Annotated in this window: 13 protein-coding genes; 5 read left to right on the forward strand and 8 right to left on the reverse strand. The window is 43.6% G+C overall.

Features of this window, described 5'->3' with window-relative positions; all coding sequences use genetic code 11:
* Positions 1-256: 256 nt before the first annotated feature.
* Positions 257-733 (forward strand): hypothetical protein, encoded by a 477-nt coding sequence (locus K1M91_RS15710; RefSeq protein WP_232803170.1) that lies wholly within the window; start codon positions 257-259, stop codon positions 731-733.
* A 222-nt stretch (positions 734-955) separates the two neighbouring features.
* On the opposite strand, the gene K1M91_RS15715 is transcribed toward K1M91_RS15710, so the two are convergent.
* The 6 genes from K1M91_RS15715 to K1M91_RS15740 all read right to left on the reverse strand — a co-directional run bounded on the left by K1M91_RS15715 (position 956) and on the right by K1M91_RS15740 (position 10,695).
* Positions 956-3,238 (reverse strand): penicillin acylase family protein, encoded by a 2,283-nt coding sequence (locus K1M91_RS15715; RefSeq protein ID WP_232803173.1) that lies wholly within the window; start codon positions 3,236-3,238, stop codon positions 956-958.
* A 410-nt stretch (positions 3,239-3,648) separates the two neighbouring features.
* On the reverse strand, positions 3,649-5,013 hold the full coding sequence (locus tag K1M91_RS15720) for a class II fumarate hydratase (RefSeq protein ID WP_232803175.1): 1,365 nt from the start codon (positions 5,011-5,013) through the stop codon (positions 3,649-3,651).
* Positions 5,014-5,104: 91 nt separating this feature from the next.
* The gene (acnA, locus tag K1M91_RS15725; protein ID WP_232803177.1) at positions 5,105-7,789 is read right to left on the reverse strand and encodes an aconitate hydratase AcnA; all 2,685 of its coding nucleotides are present in this window, start codon (positions 7,787-7,789) and stop codon (positions 5,105-5,107) included.
* Positions 7,790-8,320: 531 nt separating this feature from the next.
* On the reverse strand, positions 8,321-8,578 hold the full coding sequence (locus K1M91_RS15730) for a PTS transporter subunit EIIB (protein ID WP_232803179.1): 258 nt from the start codon (positions 8,576-8,578) through the stop codon (positions 8,321-8,323).
* A gap of 118 nt (positions 8,579-8,696) precedes the next feature.
* The gene (locus tag K1M91_RS15735) at positions 8,697-9,251 is read right to left on the reverse strand and encodes a DUF6436 domain-containing protein (RefSeq protein ID WP_232803181.1); all 555 of its coding nucleotides are present in this window, start codon (positions 9,249-9,251) and stop codon (positions 8,697-8,699) included.
* Positions 9,229-10,695 carry a methyl-accepting chemotaxis protein gene (locus tag K1M91_RS15740; protein ID WP_232803183.1) on the reverse strand — a complete coding sequence of 489 codons (1,467 nt, stop codon included), beginning with the start codon at positions 10,693-10,695 and terminating at the stop codon, positions 9,229-9,231. The genes K1M91_RS15735 and K1M91_RS15740 overlap by 23 nt, the downstream gene beginning before the upstream one ends.
* 342 nt (positions 10,696-11,037) lie before the next feature.
* Between K1M91_RS15740 and K1M91_RS15745 the strand changes: the two genes are divergently transcribed.
* Together K1M91_RS15745 and K1M91_RS15750 are read left to right on the forward strand one after the other, a co-directional pair.
* On the forward strand, positions 11,038-11,742 hold the full coding sequence (locus tag K1M91_RS15745; RefSeq protein ID WP_232803185.1) for an ion transporter: 705 nt from the start codon (positions 11,038-11,040) through the stop codon (positions 11,740-11,742).
* A 140-nt stretch (positions 11,743-11,882) separates the two neighbouring features.
* A complete protein-coding gene (locus tag K1M91_RS15750) occupies positions 11,883-12,500 on the forward strand; it encodes a sugar O-acetyltransferase (RefSeq protein WP_232803187.1) in 618 nt (205 codons plus the stop codon).
* Between the two features lie 468 nt (positions 12,501-12,968).
* Here K1M91_RS15750 and K1M91_RS15755 read toward each other — a convergent pair whose 3' ends face one another.
* Together K1M91_RS15755 and K1M91_RS15760 are read right to left on the reverse strand one after the other, a co-directional pair.
* A complete protein-coding gene (locus K1M91_RS15755; RefSeq protein ID WP_232803189.1) occupies positions 12,969-14,264 on the reverse strand; it encodes a glycerophosphodiester phosphodiesterase family protein in 1,296 nt (431 codons plus the stop codon).
* Between the two features lie 423 nt (positions 14,265-14,687).
* Positions 14,688-15,755 carry a zinc-binding alcohol dehydrogenase family protein gene (locus K1M91_RS15760; protein ID WP_232803190.1) on the reverse strand — a complete coding sequence of 356 codons (1,068 nt, stop codon included), beginning with the start codon at positions 15,753-15,755 and terminating at the stop codon, positions 14,688-14,690.
* 380 nt (positions 15,756-16,135) lie between these two features.
* Between K1M91_RS15760 and K1M91_RS15765 the strand changes: the two genes are divergently transcribed.
* Entirely contained in the window at positions 16,136-16,999 is an 864-nt protein-coding gene (locus K1M91_RS15765) for a DUF4129 domain-containing protein (RefSeq protein WP_232803191.1), read from the forward strand.
* The gene (locus K1M91_RS15770; protein WP_232803192.1) at positions 16,996-17,565 is read left to right on the forward strand and encodes a hypothetical protein; all 570 of its coding nucleotides are present in this window, start codon (positions 16,996-16,998) and stop codon (positions 17,563-17,565) included. The genes K1M91_RS15765 and K1M91_RS15770 overlap by 4 nt, the downstream gene beginning before the upstream one ends.

The following is a 17,565-nucleotide window of genomic DNA, read 5'->3' on the forward strand; positions in this document are numbered from 1 at the left end:
TTTTACTTTTGGCGAAGCAAATTATAACCCTTTACCATGCTGCTCAAAAATCCATCGCGAAAGATCAACACGCCCTAAGGTTTCAGTTAAAGAAAGAGCACTATTTATAATTAGCAAAATTTAGTCAAAAATATATATAATTCTTTTTTTTTTGGTAAGATTCTTTAATGTCCATTAGTTACCCTGGTCAGTTAACTTGCTAAACAGGCACCTTAAAGACATTTCAGTTAGACTAAGCCAATTATAAGAGTGAAGAATGAACTATCTAAGTAACAAATTTTTTCCTAAATCAATATTGCCCATTTTTGCGTGTTTTTTAATTTCTTGTACTAGTGAGTCCTCAGATAACCAACCTGTGCCACTAGATGTGAAAAATAAACTCTCAATTACTCAGGGGGTTTTTGGTGCGATAACTAGCCATGATGATATTGGTGATAACCATGTTGAATTTGCCTCAGGTTTCAACATTGATATTTTTTATGATCAACCTTCAATGGATCTAAATGAAGCCGTGACACCATTAGTGTCAATACAAAGTGACGAGAAAGGTTTTTATGAACATGAACTAGAGACGGGTGAGTACTGTATTTGCACTCGTTTTCGTCGATGCGCCCCTATTGTAATTCATGAAAATGAGATGTTGAGATTAGATTATGAACTCAGCACTGGACCAGGTTGGTCTTTGCCTAATGATCCTGAAAGAGCCCTTGAATTTTCATGTAAAAAGCCATGATTGCTAGCTAGAGGTTTCTCGCCTCCTGCACCACATTACCCTTGAAGCATTTTGATAAAAAGTGAAATGGGTAGTTTATTTTCCAAAATGATTTTTATCCAAAAGTCTTGTCCTTCAATGGTTATTTCAAGGCCCCTGCGCAATGATTACTCGTTGCTCAGGGGCAGTATTTTGGCTCGATCTTAGACAAGTCCCTTGTTTAAACTGCTTAGGAACCTGCGGTTATTTAATATAAACCAGCTCAAAGCGGTAATCCTCATCGGTGAGTATGTCGGTTTGCTTAAACCGTATTGGTTTGTATTGCGCGCCTTCGATTAAGGGGGCTTGATCAAAGTAGTGGGGTGAGTTTGGATTATTTGATTGACTATAAAGCAGCACACTTCGTCCATTTACACCTTGGTCGGTGAACTCCGCGAGAAAGATAAAGCTGTCGCCAACATTAATGCGATAGCCTTTTTCCGTTAGTGCATTAGCAGGGTTTTGCGACATGTTATCGGCAACAGTACTAAAGCTGCCTGTCACGTCACCATACCCTCCCGCAATAGGATACTCCGCTTCACCTTTGACGAGGGATTGAATGTTGCCTAAAGGGGCGTTTAAAGGAATATTGGCTTGGTTAAGCTGGATGACTGCTTTGGCTAATGCGACCAGATGAAGATCGGTAGTTGGATCTGATACCGCGGGCAAACCAGCCGGTGTATTAACCGGATCTTGTGGGTCAAATTGAGTTAGCCAACATTGGCCATTACAACTGGCCAAATCGCGAATTTTGTAAAACTGCAGGGCGTATTCTCTGAATATATGAGTGCCAACGCTGTCGATATTGGCTTTTTTGTCCCAGTTAGATAGTACTTGGCAAGCTTGTGTTATGTTGACAGTCTCGTCGTTCACTTGCACTTGATCATAGCTTTGGCAGCGTTGGATCAAGTCTTCAATGACCAACTCAGCTTGAAAGATGCGCTTGTCGGACATGGTATGTTGCAGATCCCCTAGGGTGACTTTTTTACCACTTGTTTTAAATTGCTCAAGCATTGCCACACTTAATCGAGTGCGTGGTGATTGCGGGTATTCACTGGGTCCATATAGGGGCGAATAGCCAACAATGGGGTTTTCGATATTAACCAGCCAAGGGGATTCATTGGCATTTTGTACATAATGTTCAGATTGGCGTTGTGGTACTTGGTTAAAAGGAACGGCTTGTTGCCACTCAAAGACGGGATTAGAGCCGTCGAGTAATACACCGCCCCAAGCGCGTAATTCAGGTACTGCGTTGATGATTGACCACGCTGTTGCACTGAGATCAGGCACGGATGCCAAGTCAGCATAGAAGGTATTGCCTTGATCATCTGACATCACTATATTTTGTGAGCCAGTGCGATAGCCGAGTTCATTTAAAGCGATGGCGTCATCTACATTTTGACTTAGGGCTAATTTTAGCCAGTAATCAGTTTGATCACTGCGTTGGCTGGCTCCATCTTTCAAGCTGACAAATCCACCTTGTGCCGTAAATTCGATGATTGGCCCGTAGTGACTTGAATATAAGGTACGTGATAGCTCAGATAATGAGCCATTGGGTTGTTTAACACTAATCTGATAGTTGTTGGCTTGCAGTGGCTTAACTTGATTGCCATATTGGTACGCTAATGCTTGATCAGCGGCGGGAGTTAACGTGTAAACCGAGCCTGGCGTTGAGTTGGTCCAAGTGTGCGTCCAAGCGAAGCGCTCATTAAAGCCAAGAGCAGGAGTAACAAAACCGGGTAAAAAACTGCCATAGACATTCAGTTCGTCAGGGATAGTGAGCTGCGCTTCATACCAAGCAAATTTGCCGCCATGGGGCAGATGTGTATTTGACAGTAACATGCCTTTACCGCTGTCGGTCATTGCTTTACCTAATGCCCAACCGTTGCTGCCCTTCATTTTATCAAGGAACGAATCGGGCTTGTTTAATAGCCGCTTGTTCGCGCTGGGTGCCGTTGGTTGTGCTGAGCCAATCTCAGCCAAGAATACTTCAACAAATGCCCAGTAATTCAATGATTGGTTAAGTGCATACAGATCGTATTGATCTATCGGTTGCACGAGTGCTGCACACTCTTTTGCGTAATGTTTATTTTTCTGTACCGCATGATTAAATCCTTTAGTAAAGCCAGTCATCAACGCTTGGCTTCTAGGATCAAGTTGCTGAAAGTTTGTTTTTGCATTTTGGTAAGTGGCTAAGTGTAGATAAGCAAAGTCGGAGGTAATGTTGGCATTATTGATACCTGCTCCTAGGAACTTAGCGCGCTCGCCTTTTGCGGTAATAATACCGTCAAGGTAGTTACACGCGCGGTCTTGTGCCATCACGTAACCCAGCCCTTTGCCCAGTGCCGTGTAGTTATTGGCTTTAATGTGCGGCACCCCATAGCTGGTCCAGTGAATTTCAGCCGTGTTTGAATCACAGCCCGATATCACTGCGGCAAGGGTGAGTGTTAATGGAAAATAGCTAAGCTTTTTAACAATCGTTTGCATGGTCTCATTCCTTTTATTCACCCTGGAACCCGACGCAATTAACTTGGGTTGTAGGTGAGGGTTAATGTCATTTATAAAAGATTCAACTTCGCCATTAACACCTCCTTTTATTTGATGATTACTTTAGTGTAGCTTGATAAAAATAGATCCAAGTAGGGGAAAAGCACTAGGTGATTTAAACTGTTTTGTGTTGTTGATTCTGGCTGGGCGCTGTCTGTCAGAGTACTCTCTGAGTACTTATTCTCTCTGTACTAAGGGAGGTGTTTAAGGGAAAAGAGCAAGGAGTGAATGGCAGCTTATTGATGTGAGTATTTGCCAATATGCTCTTTTGATGAACCATTGCGGCTGCTATCAGCGCAATGGCCCATTAAATGGTTTGTTGGTTCTGGAGAGCGAGCATGTTAATCATGCTAAATTAAGGCTTCGGGGTTGAGCAACTTAGCTAAATAAGCCTCGTCTAAATCGGTCATCTCTTTTGCGACATCTAATATTGGGCGCTTTTCCGCGTAGGCACGCTTAGCTATCTCGGCTGCCTTGTTATAGCCAATTTCGTTATTCAGGGCGGTCGCTAAGATAGGGTTACGAGCTAAGCTTTGCTCTAACTGGCTAGCATTCACTGTAAAATCAGCAATGGTGGTCATTAAGGCGTCGCAGCTTCCGGTGAGTAGTTCAACACTTTGTAATAAGTTGAAAGCAATTACAGGTAACATTACATTTAATTGAAAATTGCCTGAGCCGCCAGCAATCGTAATCGTTGTGTCATTACCTATCACCTGTGCCGCTGCCATTGCCACGGCCTCAGGCAGTACGGGATTAATTTTGCCGGGCATGATACTGCTACCTGGTTGCAGCGGTTTAAGGGTTATTTCAGCAAGGCCGGTTAACGGGCCACTGTTCATCCAGCGCAGATCATTGGCTATTTTCATTAACGCGACTGCTAATGCCTTCAGCTGCCCTGATACCTCAACCGCGGTATCTTGACTACTCAGTGCACTAAATAGGTTATCGGCGCTGCTAAATGGTTGACCAGTTAAGGTTGATAATTGCTGGGCAAATAGTGCGGCGAAATCATCGGGGGCATTGACTCCTGTGCCAACGGCGGTTCCCCCTTGTGCTATTTGGCATAATCTTTTTTGACTATCAGTAATTCGATTTGCCGCTAGGGATAATTGCGCGCGCCAGCCGGAAAGCTCCTGCGCTAAGCTCAGAGGCATGGCATCCATTAGATGGGTACGGCCGGTTTTAAGCTGGCCAGCCACGTCTTGCTCTTTTGCTGCTAACGTAGCTTGTAGCTTAGTTAAAGCAGGGAGTAGTTGTTGTGAAATGGCCAATTGCGCACTGACGTGAATGGCCGTTGGAATGACATCATTACTACTCTGACTGCAATTTACCGCATCATTGGGGTGAATACTTTGTTTGAGTTGTTCGCTGGCAAGGGTGGCGATCACTTCATTGGCGTTCATATTGGTACTGGTGCCCGAGCCAGTTTGAAATACGTCGACGGGAAACTGTTCAATATGCTGACCTGCAGCTAAAGTCATTGCTGCGTGGTAGATGGCATCTGCAACGGTTGGCTCCAGTAAACCCAGTTGGCCATTCACTTTGGCAGCAGAGGCTTTAATCAGGCCGAGACTTTGAATAAATTGGGCGGGCATCAGCAGACTACTAATGTTGAAGTTATCTTTGGCGCGTTGAGTTTGTGCGCTAAACAAGGCGTTTGATGGCACTTTTACTTCACCTAAACTGTCTTTTTCTGTGCGGTATTGTAAATCCATTTTATTTCCTTCAATTCAAAGTAGGCAACCCAAAGAGGGGAACAGCAAGGTAATTGATGGGCCTGCCGGCCCATCAGGTTTACGTTTAGCCTTAACGCTCAGCGGCCATGCGATTAAGCACATAAGTCAGCACGCCGCCGGCGCGATAATATTCAACTTCTACCGCGGTATCGAGTCGCGACCGCAATTGAATGTTACGCTGCTCACCGGACGGATAATAGATCACCGCATTTAAGGTTTGATTGGCCTGCATTTTTTTGTCCAAACCTAAAATGTCGAACGACTCATTACCAGTTAACTGTAATGTCTTTCTGTCTTCACCCGGCATAAACTGTAATGGCAACACGCCCATACCAGCAAGGTTAGAGCGGTGAATGCGTTCAAAACTTTCTGCTATCACGGCTTTAACCCCGAGTAATAGCGTGCCTTTCGCGGCCCAGTCTCGGCTTGAGCCGGTGCCATACTCTTTACCGGCAATGACGACACTGGCACGTTTTTCTTGCTGGTATGCCATGGCCGCATCATAGATAAATAAGGGCGTAGACTGACCTTGGAGATGGGTATAGCTGCCTTCGCACTCGGGTGTCATTTCATTGCGGATGCGAATATTGGCGAAGGTGCCACGCATCATGACTTGATGGTTACCGCGTCGTGAGCCGTAAGAGTTGAAATCGGCCTCATTTACACCATTACTGCGTAAATAATCAGCTGCGGCGCTGTCTTTGGCTATCGCGCCAGCAGGTGAGATATGATCTGTGGTCACTGAATCTCCCAGCATCACGAGGATAGGAGCGTTAACAATGTTGCTGTTATTATCGCGATACTCCGGTTCAAAGAACGGCGGTAATTGGATATAAGTAGACTGCTCTGAAAAGGCATAATTAGCCTGTTTACCTGCTTCAATTGCTTGCCATATTTGGTCACCATCAAAAACAGCACTATAGCGCTGTTCAAACATTTGATGACTGACGCTGTTAAGGCACTCGGTAATTTCAGCATTACTGGGCCAGATGTCTTTTAGGTAGACTCTTTCGCCGTCAGCGCTAGTGGCAATAGGATCTTGAGTGAGATCGATACGCGTGGTGCCCGCTAATGCATACGCAACGACTAATGGCGGCGACGCTAACCATGACGCTTTGACCAGTGGATGGATTCGGCCTTCAAAGTTACGGTTACCCGATAATGCCGCGCAGACGATCAGATCGTTTTCTACTATGCATTCTTGCACCGCCACGGGCAGCGGGCCGGAATTACCAATGCAGGTTGTGCAACCGTAGCCAACCAAATTAAAACCTAATGTGTCTAACGATTGCTGTAAACCGGTGGCTTGTAAATAATCGGTGACCACTCGCGAGCCGGGGGCGAGGGAAGTTTTAACCCATGGTTTGGTGACAAGTCCCTTGTCGATGGCTTTTTTCGCGAGTAGCCCTGCCGCGAGCATCACTGCAGGGTTAGAAGTATTGGTACAGGATGTGATAGCAGCAATCACGAGATCGCCATGGCTCAGAGTCTGATTACTAAGCGTTTGTTCGCTACTTTTAAGTGGAAATGCAGTCGATTTTTGCGCCTCTTTACCTTTCAGCGCAATAAAATCATCGGTGGCTGTTTTAAGCTGGCGCATCGGTACGCGGTCTTGGGGACGACTGGGTCCCGCGAGGTTTGGCTCCACTGTACTGATGTCTAGGGATAGGGTTTCAGAGAAATCTGGCTTAACGGTGTTTTCATCGCGCCATAGCCCTTGTAATTTACAGTAGTGCTCCACCAGTGCGATTGTTTGTTGATCGCGGCCTGTTAGGGCTAAGTAATCAAGGGTTTGCTGATCGACCGGGAAAAACCCACAAGTGGCGCCATATTCCGGTGCCATATTGGCAATGGTGGCGCGATCTGCCAATGGTAAATGCGACAGGCCCGCGCCATAAAACTCGACAAATTTGCCGACCACGCCATGTCGCCTTAGTATTTGCACCACTTGGAGCACTAAGTCAGTTGCGGTGATCCCTTCTGCTAGTTTACCGGTTAGCTCAAAGCCAACCACATCGGGTATTTGCATAGAAATTGGCTGACCGAGCATCACAGCTTCAGCCTCAATGCCGCCTACGCCCCAGCCGAGTACGCCCAAACCATTAATCATAGTGGTATGGCTGTCGGTTCCAACCAGTGTATCGGGATAAACCACGCATTCGTTTTCGTTGGTTTCAGTCCATGCCACCTTAGCGAGATATTCAAGATTGACCTGATGACAAATACCGGTACCTGGCGGCACTACGCTAAAGTTATGAAAATTTTGCTGGCCCCATTTTAAAAAGGCATAACGCTCGTCGTTTCGTGCCATTTCAATGGCGACATTTTCTTCAAATGCTGATGAGTTAGCAAACTTATCGACGTTAACTGAGTGATCGATGACGAGATCAACTTTGGCTAGCGGATTTACTTTTTGCGGGTCTAGCCCTTGTTTAACTAATGCATCGCGCATAGCGGCAAGATCAACAATCGCAGGTACGCCGGTAAAGTCCTGCATTAACACGCGCGCAGGTTGATAGTTAATCTCTTGGCTGCTGGCGTGGCCGGCACTGCTGATCAGTGCGTCAATAGCTGCTTGGTTATCTGCTCCGTTATCATGATGACGTAACAAGTTTTCTAATAATATTTTGATTGAAACGGGTAAGCGAGCAATGTCATTTTGATTGGTTGTCTGCGCGCAGGATAGGGGGTAGTAATGGTAAGCTTGGCCGTTAATGTTGAAAGTATGTTTAGTATTGACTTGATTTCCAGGCATTCTTTATCTCCTTAATAAATCGTTAACTAAAAATCCTTATTAACACAATTAATGGTGGCGCTAATTAATTGGACTCGGAATAAGAAAACGCCGAGTTAAGGTTGCTTAATAAGCGATGAGCTAACTAACCTAACATCTTTCCCTTTGTTATTTCAAAAAAGGATCGCTATTTTATTAGCCATTAACTTAGTTTAGCCGTGTTCGTCAATGTTAGTGATACGCTACTTTATGGTTAGCTTAGGAGAGAAGGGCGAAGATTGGGTTGGTTAATGGGTATTTTGTTATTAATAAAGTGGGTTGTACAAGTAGCCATTTCTTATTCTTATTGGAATTACGGTTAAATTACCCCTCAAATGTGCTAGAAGGAAATGGCAATTTACACAAACGAAATCACTACTTGTGTTCAACATCAGCCATTTCAAAAAATTAATTGTATTGAATAAGTGCCTTTGTAGCTCGCTTGTTGAACGGTGAAAAAGCGAGCTGAGTAAGCCTTATGGGATTAAAGTATTTAGCCGACTGTAATGGGCTTTATCCTTTCAGCGCTTTAAGCTCGGTTGCTATATCACTGGTAGTAAAGTCGTGCTTATATTGATTAACAACGAGATGAACACTGCCTTCAACAACGCCTTTTACCGCACTGTCATATTCTTTGCTTAACTGGGCGAAGTCGACTTTAGCGTAATCGGCCACTTTAACGCGCACCCGTGTAATACAGTGGTCAATTTCAGTGATATTTTTGCTACCACCCAGTAATGCGATTGTTTCTGTTGCGAGTTGTTTTATCATAAAAATCCTTATTATGTTGTTGAAACCATGGTTATTCTAACAGCCAGTGATTACATTTTGTATGATGTTACTCATGGAAAACGATAGACTTACAGTCTCAATTAGTTTGATTCATACTTTATGCTGGGCAGTAGCAACCTTTCGCTTTATCGATGATTAGCTCAGGGTTGAAGCCTTTATTGTAGTTATTTATTGCTAACTCAATAAGACTATTCGAGCTTGAGCAAGCTAAGCCCTCTGAGTAAGGACCAAAATAGACTAATTTACCTTTATTACTCATAACCAGCGCGGCGGGGGTTGCGGGGACTAATTCACGCAAGGCCGCTGTCATTGTCAGGTTAATGACTTGATAACCGTCGCTTATTGCTTGCTGGTTTAGGCTTTGTTTGTGAGCTTGACTATAGGAATTACACACGCAGCCTGAAGCGGTAAAGTGGATAATGGTATTGCCCATATTGAGAGGGTCTAGCTGGATCTGTTTCAATAATGATAATGCAAAATCTTGGCTATCTTGTTGTCTCAGTTTACCAGTGGGATCGAAGTCAACTAATCGCGCGCCGATAAAATAGATAGCAGCAATTAACGTACTCATGATCCACAGTAACACTATGACCACATGGCGGCGCTTAACTTGTTGATTGGGATCTGGGTTATTTAAAGCTTTCAATATCATGTTGTAGGCTTTCGGTGGCTCGCTTAATGTTATCTGTCTCAATGGACAGTTGTGCAATTTGTGACAGATCATCTTGGCTGGTCAACTTCATGTTTTCGGTGCTGGCGGCAATACTGGCGGTAGCCTCAGATTGTTCATTGACGGCATTGGCCACCGAATTTGCTATTTCATTTGCAGAGCTGACCAATTGTGAGGTCTCTTTCATTTGTTGATTGGCAGACGTTGCCACAGCAATAACGTCGTCAACAATGCTGATACAAGACTGCATTGCTTGCGTTGAGCTTTTTGAATGCGTGTTAAGCTCACTAATTGTTTTGGCTATTTTAGTAGTACTGTCTTTAGTGCGATTTGCTAAAGCCCTCACTTCATCAGCAACGACGGCAAAGCCACGGCCTTGTTCCCCAGCTCGAGCCGCTTCGATGGCGGCATTTAGTGCCAGCAAGTTAGTTTGGTCAGCAATGCTGGTAATGTCCTCAAGCACCTTGGTAATAACGTCACTGGCTTGTGCTAGCTGATGTATTTGTTCACTGGTCCCATTTAATGCATCTAATAGATGCTGGTTTTTACTGTTAATGTCATTGACGTTGTTTTCGGTCAAATGGCTTAATGTGTTGGCTTGGGTCATTTGACTACTAAGTTGCCCAGCTTGATTGGCAATCATGTTTACGGTGTCAAGCATCTGCTCAACGGATAAGGCAATGCTATCCGTTTCTTGTCGCTTAACATTGGCCGAAGTATTCAGAGACTCTTTGAGTTCAGCCAAGGTTGTGGTGTTTACCACTAATTCTTTGGCTTGGGTTTTAACGTCGTGAATAAGGGTGTTAAGTAATGTTAACAGCTCGTTAAACCCACGTAGCGTTTTACTTTTTTTGCTTTCCACTCGCAACGTTAAATCAATCGACTGCTTGTTTTGGGTTAGTTGCTTAGTAATAGCAGCAAGCTCAGCGCCAACGTAACTATCGTCTCTTAAGGTTTTAGCAATAAAACCTGCCACGATTGACTCGACGATAGCATAAACAGCGTGAATAATTACCGTTGAGAACATTAAGCGGTCAGCGTCAAAGATGTAAACGCCAGCGTTGTTCAGTTGTAAAAAATAAAATGACATATGATGGACGGCTACAACCGTCACAGCAGTGATAAACACCTTCCAGTCACTAAAAATAATTAAGAATGCCATCAAAATGAATATCTCAAAGTGCACCTCAATCAAGCCATTCATTTGATGAATATGTAAACAAGCAAAAATCATTGCTGCTATGGCTGAAACGTGTCGGGTAAGCGGGCTCGTTGGCACTGACTTGATAAGATAAAGAGGAACGATAAGCGCAGGTAAACCAATAAAGATCACTTCAAGGTAGGTAGAATGGACAAACGACATGGCCACGGATTCAATGAAAAGAGCCACAAACAGGAGAGAAAACATTTTGCTTTGGGTTTTCATATTTTGTTATCCGCTTACAAAGGAAATAATTTTAATACATGATTGCATGTAAGTGTGGTTGATGAATAGTCGACTTGACAAATGAATCGGGTGATTTCGCTATATTTTATATGTTACTGACAGTGTCTTGACTAAAATATCAGTGAAAAATGTTGCCGTCGGAACTCTACGTTGGCTTGCTATGTTCGGATCGAAAAAAATGGCTTAGACAGAAAATTTGCCCAATACTTGAGTTTTTTACATGAAGCAGGAAATGTTGGTGTAATTGGGCTGGGTAAACAGGGGAAATAATGCTTATAATACAAGATGATGAGCCGAACGTACTATTAAAAAGGAGTCAACTTGTTTAAAACAATTAAAGACATGGTAGAGGATAACAATACTGCCATAGGTCGTCGCTTTGAGATTTTTACGCAGATCATGATAGTGTTATCACTAATCAGCTTTTCTGTTGAAACCTTACCGAATATCAGTGCAGAGTTAAGAGCTAACTTATTTTTGTTTGAAGCCGTAACTGTGTTTATTTTTACCTTTGAATATATTGCTCGGGTAGTGGTGGCTGATAGTAAACGTAAGTATATTTTTTCATTCTTTGGCATGGTTGATTTACTTGCTATTCTGCCGTTTTACCTCGCCATTGGATTAGATTTACGTACTGTGCGGGCCTTTAGAATGTTGCGGTTGATCCGTATTTTAAAGTTAGTACGTTACAGTGCTGCATCACGCCGCTTTTACCGCGCATTTATTATTGCAAAAGAAGAATTAACCTTATTCTTGTTCGCTTCACTGATCATCCTCTATTTAGCTGGGGTAGGAATTTACTACTTTGAACATTCAGTACAACCTGAGGCCTTTAGCTCAATATTTCATAGTTTATGGTGGGCTGTAGCTACGTTAACGACCGTGGGTTATGGCGATATTTACCCCATTACGGTTGGCGGCAAAATTTTCACCTTTTTTATCTTAATTATTGGACTAGGTGTCGTTTCTATTCCCGCGGGTATGGTGGCTTCAGCCTTGTCAAAAGCCCGAGAAATGGAAGATTAATGATTTATGATGCTTTGAGAAGGCCAGTGTTTTAGTTTGCGCTAAAATGCTCGCTAACTTACTCATTATCATCACTAAAGCTTGATTATCTTTTTGATAAGCATAGGATGAAGTATTCCTTTGATGAGAGGCAATAGACGATGAGCCATAAAATATCTGATTTTGAAGTGCAACTTGCTATCAACCCTGAGTTGTTTGAATTTCAAACTCAAATGAAAGAAAAGCTTTATGACTTTAACCATGCTCGGCCTTCTCAACACGCATTAAAAGCTACGCTACTGGGGGACATTCTTGGTAGCTATAATGGCGCCACTATTGTGCCACCATTCTATTGCGACATGGGTAAAAACATCCACTTTGCAGAAGGAGGGTTTCTCAACAGTGGCGTGACTATTTTAGACATTGCCCCAGTCTATTTTGGCCGTTATGTGCAAATCGGGCCAAATGTGGTCATCAGCACCGCAGGGCATCCACTTGATATAGCGGAGCGCGTATTACCTTTGGCATTAGGCAATCCTATCCACATAGGTGATAGTGTTTGGATTGGTGCAGGGGCTGTTGTTGTAGACGGCGTTACCATTGGTGCTCGCAGCGTGATTGGTGCTGGCAGTGTTGTTACCAAAGATATCCCTGAAGATTGTTTAGCCTTTGGCAACCCATGTAAAGTGATCCGTAAACTTGAGCACGGCGAAGTGCCTTCTGAAGAAGAGCTATATGAAATGTGGAAGCCGATGATAGAGCTTAAATCATCAAGCTGAGACACTAAAAACGCTGCTCGCTGTTTGGAAACGCTTTTTTACTAAATGATGTTCAGGACAATCCACGCAGTCAGGCCTTTGTGATGATATCGTTATCAGCTAAGGCGTGACACTGAGGCGCTTTCATCGTGAAGGTTGCTGGCTCCCATCCAGAAAGACAAACCGTTTCAGGCTAATGTTGACGTTGAAAAATTTGCGTGGAAAACAGGTCGCAAGCTGCAACCTTTAAGTAATTCTGTTATGCCATCATGCTATGTATTGATTAGTGCTTTTAGGTGAGCATTCATGTCAGTAACATTAATTGTCTGCTAATAAAGAGGCTGGTGAAGTGATTCGATGGGGCAGATGGTCATATATAGCGTTATAGAGAGTTAAAATTAAACATTTTGTGTAGCAGCGTGTTAACCATGTGCAAAAGTGACAAAGTTAAGCGGCTGCTTCCAGCCGCTTAATGTTGATGTATTTCTGCTAATTATCCATACAATTTGCGTAGTAAGTTACCGTTGCAGGCCAGTCAGAAAACACACCTATCACGCCGACTTGTTTTGCTAGTACGTCTAATACTTCAAAGGTATCGCCTTTGTTGTCAATTGCGTTTGCAATCGACTGGTGATACCAACCGCCATTGCCTTGGCTGAGTAGCCCAGAGCGCTCTAACGTCCAAGTAATGATTTTTAAATTAGCCGCTTTCGCCGCCTTGGCATACTCGGATGGGACAATGTTGTTGTCGGCATCTAAGGTTAACAATACCCATAGCGGTGGGGCGATGATTTTAACGCCATCATTTGCTAACTCAGTCATAGAGGGTGACCAAGTCGTCGCATTTTGTGGATCAAAATTAGCTAAGTCGTAACGGTCGTCCAGATAGACACCTTGCTGGCCAAACTCTGGTGTATTCGCTATCCAGTATTTTACATCTTCTAAATTAAATGATTGTGGATAAACGTCGGCCGGATCAACACCAGCAGCAGTATATTCATTAATCATTTTTTGCGCATAGTCTTGTTGAGTAAAGCCATCAAACGGCATCGTCACACTGGCAGACTTAAGCTCTGGTGTCATCTTAACCCCAGCTGCTTTAAATAACGCGATGCTTTCGGCATGAGTCATCAATGTTCCATTGCCAGAGTACAAGTCGGTTCGCCAAGTTGGGGTACCCGCCATAAATTCTTCAACTGTGGTTGCATTAGGGTTACTGCCATCCATTTTGCCTTTCAAGGTTTTAAACTCTGCTAGGCTAATGTCGCTGGTACAACAGGTTGCGGTGGCTTTTACACCGTTAGCGGGATCGGCTGGGCTAAATGGCACAGAACACTTTTTTGCCAATTCTGGCATTGCCAGAATGTTGGTAGTGGTGGCTAAATCACATTGCGAATGGCGACACACAAGCGCTTTATCTTTAGTAAAAGTGACGTCACATTCTACTATGCCTGCGCCAGTATCAATGGCTGCTTGGTAAGACTCTTTAGTGTGCTCCGGAAATTGTAGCGCTGCGCCGCGGTGGCCAATGGAAAAATCGCTGCGATAAAATGAGCCAGATGCACATTGTTCAAGCTTGGTTTTCAGTGGGCTTGATTGCATTTCAGACACCAGAAACAGTGGGCGAGGGCCAACAGTAACCGCGTTAGCGTCTGGTTTAACGACTTCGTTAATCACATTTTTTGCCGTTTTCTCAACACTGTCATTGTCATTGCAGGCACTGAGAAATAATACGCTGCTTAATGTACTTGCCATTCCCAGTTTACGTTTCCAACTTATCGACATGTTATGGCTCCATTGTATAGATATGATAGTTAACCCGAGCTCTGGATAAGCAAAGCAGTATTTTTCCTGCAAAAACGCGTAAATAGACCTAAAAAATAACGTTGGACTTTGCTTCTTGATATTGTTTGGGTATATCCCTATACGCTTTGCGCTTTCATCACTGAAAACGAACTTGGCAGTAAAATATACGGTATCCGCTCGTAATTGGCTTAGCAAAACTGAGGTTAGTTATAAAAACAATGGTTAGACTAAGTTGTTAATGTGACAAGTAAAATAAGTATGGATGACAGTTTAACTAGCATAAATGAGCTATTTAATTGTAACTGTCGTGCTGACTCCACGCTGGCAAGATAGCAAGCAGGGCGGTCAAGGTTACATGTCAATAATAACCTACAGCCCTGCTCTTTATCCCTAAAGAGCTGGTTATTGGTCAAACCCTTCTAATACCACCTTACCCACGGCTTGATGGGTTTCAATATAGGCATGAGCGCGTTTAAGGTTACTTGCATTGATTGCGCCATAGTGCTGCCCTAAGGTTGTTTTCAGTATCCCCGCGTCAACCAGTTGCGAAACTTGAGTTAAGAGATCATGCTGCTTTTGTATATCCCAAGTAGTAAACATGGCGCGTGTAAACATCAACTCCCAATGCAATGAGAGGGATTTTTGCTTAAGTTTTTTAATGTCGATATCTTGCTGTGGGTCGTCAATCAGCGCTAGTTTACCTTGCGGCGCGAGCACTTCTATTAATTGGCTGAAGTGTTGATCAGTATGGGTCAGGCTGATCACATGACTGACGTGTGAAATGCCTAATTTGTTGAGTTGAGGTAGCAATGGCTGATGGTGATCAATAACATGATCAGCACCTAACGCTTTAACCCAATCTTGGCTTTGTGGCCGCGATGCGGTGCCAATGACCGTAGCCTGAGTTAATGTTGCCGCCAACTGCGTTAAAATCGAGCCAACGCCGCCGGCCGCGCCCATGATTAAAATGATGGGTTTGGGTGCAGATGGTTTTGCTTGCTGTATGGCTACATTTGAATCTGATTGAGTAGGTAAATTCGGTGTAAAGTCGAGTCTATCGAACAATAATTCCCATGCGGTGATAGCTGTTAGTGGCATTGCCGCTGCTTCAACGTCTGATAATGAGGCAGGTTTAATTCCAACAATACGCTCGTCAACTAATTGATATTCAGCATTAGAGCCTGAGCGAGTGATATCGCCGGCATACCACACTTTGTCGCCAACCTTAAACAGGCTTACTTCGCTGCCGGTTGCAACCACTTCGCCAACGGCATCCCAACCCAGTATTTTATGTTCACCGGGCGTAGGTGATGCCGATTTACGTACCTTAGTATCGACGGGATTGACAGAAATGGCATGAACCTTAATAAGAAGATCGTGGCCTTGTGCTTGAGGTATATCTAGCTCAATATCAATCAAACTGTCTGTTTGTGTTATGTCTTGCGGTTGTAAATATCCGACTGCTTTCATAGCTGATCCTTGTAAAGGTGAGGTGTTACGCGATTAAAACGCGTGTTGTAAACTGTTGCCTGCGATATCATTCCGTTAGTTACGTTAATATGTTGCTGTAAGATGATCCAAGCTTAATCATTCACCACATAAACTCAGTTAATTTTAAGTGAATCAATCCCTTTTGCTTACGTCAAATTCGTAAATTTCTGCAATTACGCATTTTGGGTCAGACTTTTTTCCCTTCAGTATATAATCTAAGTCCATTGCTGTAAGCAAGTCTATATATATGATTTTTAAGTGCTATATACCCAATCATCTTGAAGGTGCATTGAAATTATGCATTTCTAGGTTGATTAGGTATATATCGTTCTTGCATGTGTAATAAAAAGGACTATTGAATGTTAAATCGCGCCACACGTTTTTATCTTGCGGCTTTTATTCTGGCGGCTTTATTGCTTAGTTGCATTAACAGCATCGCGTTGCAAACTCAGGTGCCTGAGTATTATAAAGATGCCCTCAACATCATGCTTGGCAGTCCAATGGGGATCCCCCTTATAGGCTTTATGATAGTGGCAGCTGGCGGATGTTTTTTTATTTTGTTTAACGCGGCTCATATTCGTCAAATTGTGATTGCTTATGCCATTGGCATGGTGCTTTTCTTTGGTGCATTCACCTTATTTATGAATTCGGTAGCAACCGAGCAAACAGAATTCTCAGCGTCTGTTGTGGCGAAACAAGAAAGGCCGACTTCCATTGAAAATGAGCAAGTCTTACCCCTTTGGACTGAGACCGAGCCTGAGCAACTTCAGCAACAGATTCGCCAATCTATTCACATTAGTCCGTGGGTGATTGCCGCTATTTTAGCCACACTGTTAGGGTTGATCGTCGCACCAATGTTACGAAAGCGGCGCTCGCGCAGGGACATAGGTGCGCCCGTTGCTCCTGTGCCAGTGCTGGCAAGCCTAGCAAAGGCCCAAGCAGAAACGATGCAAACTAACCAAGCGGCAGGTAAAGAACAAATTATTGAATGTTATCAACAATTATTAACGTTACTGGCTGAGCAATACCAACTAGTGCGGCAGCCAACGCAAACTGCACATGAGTTTTATCAGCTGTTATGTCAAGGGAACTTGCCTGCCAAGCCCCTTTATCAAATAACCTTGCTGTTTGAAAAAGCCTGTTACAGCCAAGCACCATTTGACCAACAAGACTTGTCGCTAGCTATTGGCTATTTAAATCAAATTGCGGAGGCGAAGGCATGAACAAAAGCAGCGCTTATAGCATTCGAAAAGTATTGATCTTTATTTTGATGTCATTGGTCACTCTACTAATACTGGCTAGCTATCCACCACTATGGCTGTTGACATTATTCACTTGGGCATTGGCGCTGCCAGCGGTGTTTGTTTGGGTGTCATTACTATTGATGCTGTTTTTTATCAGTATACAACGCATTAGAAAAGCGGACTTGGCTGCAGAAGTGTTGCTGATTAATTACCAAGGCACGCCAGCAACAGATGAGCATTTACTGCAAACATTAAGTGATTATTTTGAAGCGGGAAATGAGTCCCAATTACACAGCTATGTAAAAGGTTTGTATATGAACAGGTATTGTACGCAACATCAGCTGAGCAGCAGAGACGGACTAAAACAGTTGCAGCAAGACCCCGCCATTGCTACGGACTTAAAACAAGCGCTGGCGTTTGCGGTAAAGCCAAATTGGCAACAAACCTTGAGCTTTGGTTATTGGCCAGTGAATACGCAGCCTTACTTGCCACATACTCAAATTATCTTAACGGCTTTGTGTAGCCATCACTCTAATCAATCTTAA

Origin of the sequence: Motilimonas sp. E26 (assembly GCF_021278025.1) — a bacterium.
Taxonomy (GTDB): Bacteria; Pseudomonadota; Gammaproteobacteria; order Enterobacterales; family CBDFNC01; genus Motilimonas.

Coding starts and splice junctions, on each gene's coding strand:
- K1M91_RS15710 (WP_232803170.1), top strand. CDS start 257: ATGAACTATCTAAGTAACAAATTTTTTCCTAAATCAATATTGCCCATT.
- K1M91_RS15715 (WP_232803173.1), bottom strand. CDS start 3,238: ATGCAAACGATTGTTAAAAAGCTTAGCTATTTTCCATTAACACTCACC.
- K1M91_RS15720 (WP_232803175.1), bottom strand. CDS start 5,013: ATGGATTTACAATACCGCACAGAAAAAGACAGTTTAGGTGAAGTAAAA.
- acnA (WP_232803177.1), bottom strand. CDS start 7,789: ATGCCTGGAAATCAAGTCAATACTAAACATACTTTCAACATTAACGGC.
- K1M91_RS15730 (WP_232803179.1), bottom strand. CDS start 8,578: ATGATAAAACAACTCGCAACAGAAACAATCGCATTACTGGGTGGTAGC.
- K1M91_RS15735 (WP_232803181.1), bottom strand. CDS start 9,251: ATGATATTGAAAGCTTTAAATAACCCAGATCCCAATCAACAAGTTAAG.
- K1M91_RS15740 (WP_232803183.1), bottom strand. CDS start 10,695: ATGAAAACCCAAAGCAAAATGTTTTCTCTCCTGTTTGTGGCTCTTTTC.
- K1M91_RS15750 (WP_232803187.1), top strand. CDS start 11,883: ATGAGCCATAAAATATCTGATTTTGAAGTGCAACTTGCTATCAACCCT.
- K1M91_RS15755 (WP_232803189.1), bottom strand. CDS start 14,264: ATGTCGATAAGTTGGAAACGTAAACTGGGAATGGCAAGTACATTAAGC.
- K1M91_RS15760 (WP_232803190.1), bottom strand. CDS start 15,755: ATGAAAGCAGTCGGATATTTACAACCGCAAGACATAACACAAACAGAC.
- K1M91_RS15765 (WP_232803191.1), top strand. CDS start 16,136: ATGTTAAATCGCGCCACACGTTTTTATCTTGCGGCTTTTATTCTGGCG.
- K1M91_RS15770 (WP_232803192.1), top strand. CDS start 16,996: ATGAACAAAAGCAGCGCTTATAGCATTCGAAAAGTATTGATCTTTATT.